Genomic DNA, 4057 nt, shown 5'->3' on the forward strand with positions numbered 1-4057 from the left:
CGGCCCGCTGTGGGATCTGGCCGAGGACAAGCAGTCGATCGCCCTGATCGAAGCCTTCGACCGCAGCAACAAGCCTCACGGTTTTGTCTGCCATGCGCCGGGCGTGCTGCGTCACGTGGTCAAGGCAGATGGCAAGCCGCTGGTTCAGGGCCGCGAAGTCACCGGTTTCACTAATTCCGAAGAGGCCGCGGTGGGCCTGACCGAGGTCGTGCCGTTCCTGATCGAAGACGAATTCCAGCGTCTGGGCGGCCACTATTCCAAGGTCGCCGACTGGCAGGTACACGTGGTGGCTGACGGCCAACTCGTGACCGGTCAGAACCCTGCCAGCTCCGCTGCCGTCGCCGAGAAGCTGTTGAACATGCTCGGCTGATGACTGACCGATCCAGACGCCGTGCGCGTGATGCACGGCGTTTTTTTTACGCTCGACCAATAGTTGACTGGTCTAATAAACCCTTGAAAGGTAACCCATGAACCACCACGCTTACTTCACGCCCGCCAAATTGGGCCTGCACACTCTGAAAAACCGCATTGTCCTGCCCCCCCTCACCCGCCAGCGCAGCAGCCAACCGGGCAACATCGCCAATGCATTGATGGCCGAGTATTACCAGCAGCGCGCCGGTGCCGGTTTGCTGGTGACCGAAGGTACGCAAATCGAGCCGCGTGGCCAGGGTTATGCGTGGACGCCCGGCATCCACAGTGCCGAGCAGATCGCCGGATGGCGCGCAGTCACCGAGGCCGTGCATGCCGTCGACGGCGTGATCTTCGCCCAGCTCTGGCACGTCGGTCGCGTCTCGCACACCGCGCTGCAGCCTGACGGGGCGGCACCGGTGTCGGCGTCTGCCGTGGCCACCGACCGGGTCAGTGTGTTCATCGAAACGGCGCCTGGCCGTGGCGAACTGGTGCCGCCCTCCGCACCTCGGGCACTGAGCACTGACGAAGTTCAGGAACTGGTTCAGCTGTATATCCAGGCGGCGCGCAATGCGATCGACGCCGGTTTCGACGGCATCGAACTGCACTGCGCCAATGGTTATCTGGTCAACCAGTTCATTTCCGCCCACAGCAACCTGCGCACCGATCAGTACGGCGGCTCGCTGCACAATCGCCTGCGTTTTCTGCGCGAGGTGGTGGCGGGAGTCGCCGAATGCATCGGCAAGGAAAAAGTCGGCGTGCGTTTCGCCCCGCTGTTCACCACCACCGATGAGGCGCGCACCTACCTGGGCATGGTCGAGGACGATCCGCACCGCACCTATATCGAAGCGATCAAAGTGCTCGAAGACGTCGGCATCGCCTACTTGTCCATTGCAGAAGCCGATTGGGACAATGCCCCGGCCATGCCGGAAACCTTCCGCCGGGCGGTGCGCGAAACGTTCAGCGGCGCAATCATTTACGCCGGGCGCTACACCCCCGAGTCCGGGGCGCAGTTGCTCGATTCCGGCCTCGCTGACCTGGTGGCCTTCGGTCGGCCGTTCATGGCCAATCCGGACCTGCCTGCGCGAATCGCCAATGGCTGGCCACTCAATGCGCTGAACCCGGCCACGGTCTATGGCGGCGATGCGCAAGGTTACGTCGATTACCCGGTTTATCCCGGTTAATCAGAAAAACCTATACAAACACATAATTTCGTACAACTATCTGAGCAGAGGTTTTATCGACTGCTGGCAACTTTATCGCCGCTCAACAGGCTGAATCCGTTCGAATGAAAGCAATCCACCGGCTGTGCCTGGTCCTCGGCGACCAGTTATCGTTCGATCTCGCCTCGTTGCAGGGGCTCGATCGCGAACGCGATACCGTTCTGCTGGTCGAGGTGATGGAGGAAGCCAGCCACGTCCCCCATCACCCACAGAAAATTGTCCTGGTGTTCAGTGCCATGCGCCACTTCGCGCAGGCGTTGGCCAACCAGGGCTTTCGCGTGCAGTACGTCACTCTCGACGACGCGCAAAACAGCGGCAGCGTGCCGGGCGAATTGCAGCGCTGGCAGGCGCGCCTGAACGCGGATGAAGTGCACCTGACCGAAACCGGCGACTGGCGTCTGGAGCAATCCCTCAAAGACTGTGGCGTGCCGATCCATTGGCACAGCGACCGGCGTTTTCTCTGCACTCGCGGCGAATTCTCGGCGTGGGCTGCCGGAAAAAAACAGTTGCGCATGGAGTATTTCTACCGCGAGATGCGCCGTAAAAGCGGGCTGTTGCTCAATGGCGATGGCACGCCGGTCGGCGGAGCCTGGAACTTCGACGCGGACAACCGTAAATCACTGCCCAAACAGGTCAAGCCGCCCTACCCCCTCAGCTTCTCGGCGGACGCCATCACCGAGCAAGTGTGCGCACTGGTGAAAGCACGTTTCACCGGTCACTACGGCTCTCTGGAAGACTTCAACTACCCGGTGACCCACGCCGATGCCCAGGCGTTGTGGGAGTATTTTCTCGATTTCGGGCTGGCCGGTTTCGGTGACTATCAGGATGCGATGGCCAGCGACGAACCGTTTCTGTTCCATGCTCGCATCAGTGCTGCGCTGAATATCGGACTGCTCGATGTGCGCCAGGTGTGCAGCGACGTCGAGGCAGCTTATTGGTCAGGCCGCGTGGCCCTGAATGCCGCCGAAGGCTTTATCCGCCAACTGATTGGCTGGCGCGAATACGTGCGCGGTGTGTACTGGCTGAAAATGCCCGATTACGCCGCGGGCAACGTCTTCGGCAACAGCCGGCCATTGCCCGAGTTCTACTGGACCGGCGACACGCAAATGAACTGCATGCGCCAGGCCATCGGGCAAAGCCTGAAACATGCCTATGCCCATCACATTCAGCGGCTGATGGTCACCGGCAATTTTGCCTTGCTGGCCGGCATCGTTCCGAGCCAGATCTGCGAGTGGTACCTGGCGATCTACATGGACGCGTTCGACTGGGTCGAATTGCCCAATACCCTGGGCATGGTCATGCACGCCGATGGCGGCTACCTCGGTTCCAAGCCTTACTGCGCCAGCGGCCAATACATCAAGCGGATGTCCGACTACTGCGCCAATTGCGCGTACAAGGTGAGCGAAAGCACCGCCGACAACGCCTGTCCGTTCAATGCCCTGTACTGGCATTTCCTGATGCGCCACGGCGACAGGCTGCGCAGCAATCAGCGCATGGCCATGCTCTACAAAAACCTCGATCGCATGCCGTCAGCCAAACAACAGGCACTCTGGCAACGCGGCCAGGCCTTGCTCGACAGGCTCGACAACGGGCAGTCGCTCTGAGGTCAGCCGACGCGCGACTTCACGGGTGCAACTTAACCATGAGGCGCCGTGTCAATGGGTGATCCGTACTCGTTCGCAGAACGTTGAATGAACCCAGACCCTGACCTCAATAAGGCATGAGCAGTGGACACTTTGAAACTTCTTACCCGTGAGGCGCTGGAGGCAGAGGTCATGCGTCTGCGCCAGGCACTCGACACCGGCTCGGGAGCAGCCGGTGTCGGTGCCCCGCCCGATATCGCCGCGCAACTGGCCGCGAGCCGCACAGCACTGGCCAGCAGTGAGGCGCGTGTGCGGGCGATCTTCGAGTGCGCGATCGACTTCGCGATGGTCGTCACCGACCCGTTGGGCAAAATCACCGAGTGGAACACCGGGGCCGTCAACGTCATGGGCTGGACCGCCGAAGAAATGCTCGGCCAGAGTGTCGAGCGCTTTTTCACCCCCGAGGACCGCGCAGCCGGCCGTGTCGAGCTGGAGATGCGGCGCGCCCTGCAGGAAGGACGCGCCTCCGATGAACGCTGGCATGTGCGCAAGGACGGGCAGCGGTTCTGGGCATCGGGCGAGTTGATGCCGCTTTACGACGACAACCATTGCCATGGCGGCTTCGTCAAAATCCTGCGCGACCGCACCAGTGAGCATCTGGCCGGCCGCTCGCTGTTCGAAACCCAGGAGCGTTATCGCCTGGCGGTCAAGGCCACCCGCGACGCGGTATGGGACTGGGATCTGCGCACCAACCAGATCATCTGGAACGAAGCCCTGCAACAGGCGTATGGAATTGCCCCGGCCGCCATCGACTCCACCGCTGACTGGCGGTTCGCGCAGATC

General features: G+C 61.6%; 4 protein-coding genes. All 4 read left to right on the plus strand.

What is annotated here, in order from left to right:
- Nucleotides 1-370, plus strand: a 370-nt coding sequence (locus tag DBR24_RS33830) for a type 1 glutamine amidotransferase domain-containing protein (RefSeq protein WP_256591841.1), incomplete at its 5' end; no start/stop codon positions are given.
- Between the two features lie 97 nt (nt 371-467).
- On the plus strand, nt 468-1592 hold the full coding sequence (locus tag DBR24_RS25985; protein WP_128616139.1) for an alkene reductase: 1125 nt from the start codon (nt 468-470) through the stop codon (nt 1590-1592).
- 104 nt (nt 1593-1696) lie between these two features.
- On the plus strand, nt 1697-3235 hold the full coding sequence (locus DBR24_RS25990) for a cryptochrome/photolyase family protein (RefSeq protein ID WP_128616140.1): 1539 nt from the start codon (nt 1697-1699) through the stop codon (nt 3233-3235).
- 171 nt (nt 3236-3406) lie between these two features.
- Nucleotides 3407-4057 (plus strand): PAS domain-containing protein (locus DBR24_RS33835; RefSeq protein WP_256591843.1); only part of this gene is annotated, 651 nt, incomplete at its 3' end.

The organism is Pseudomonas sp. HMWF006 (genome assembly GCF_003061205.1).
Classification (GTDB): domain Bacteria; phylum Pseudomonadota; class Gammaproteobacteria; order Pseudomonadales; family Pseudomonadaceae; genus Aquipseudomonas; species Aquipseudomonas monsensis.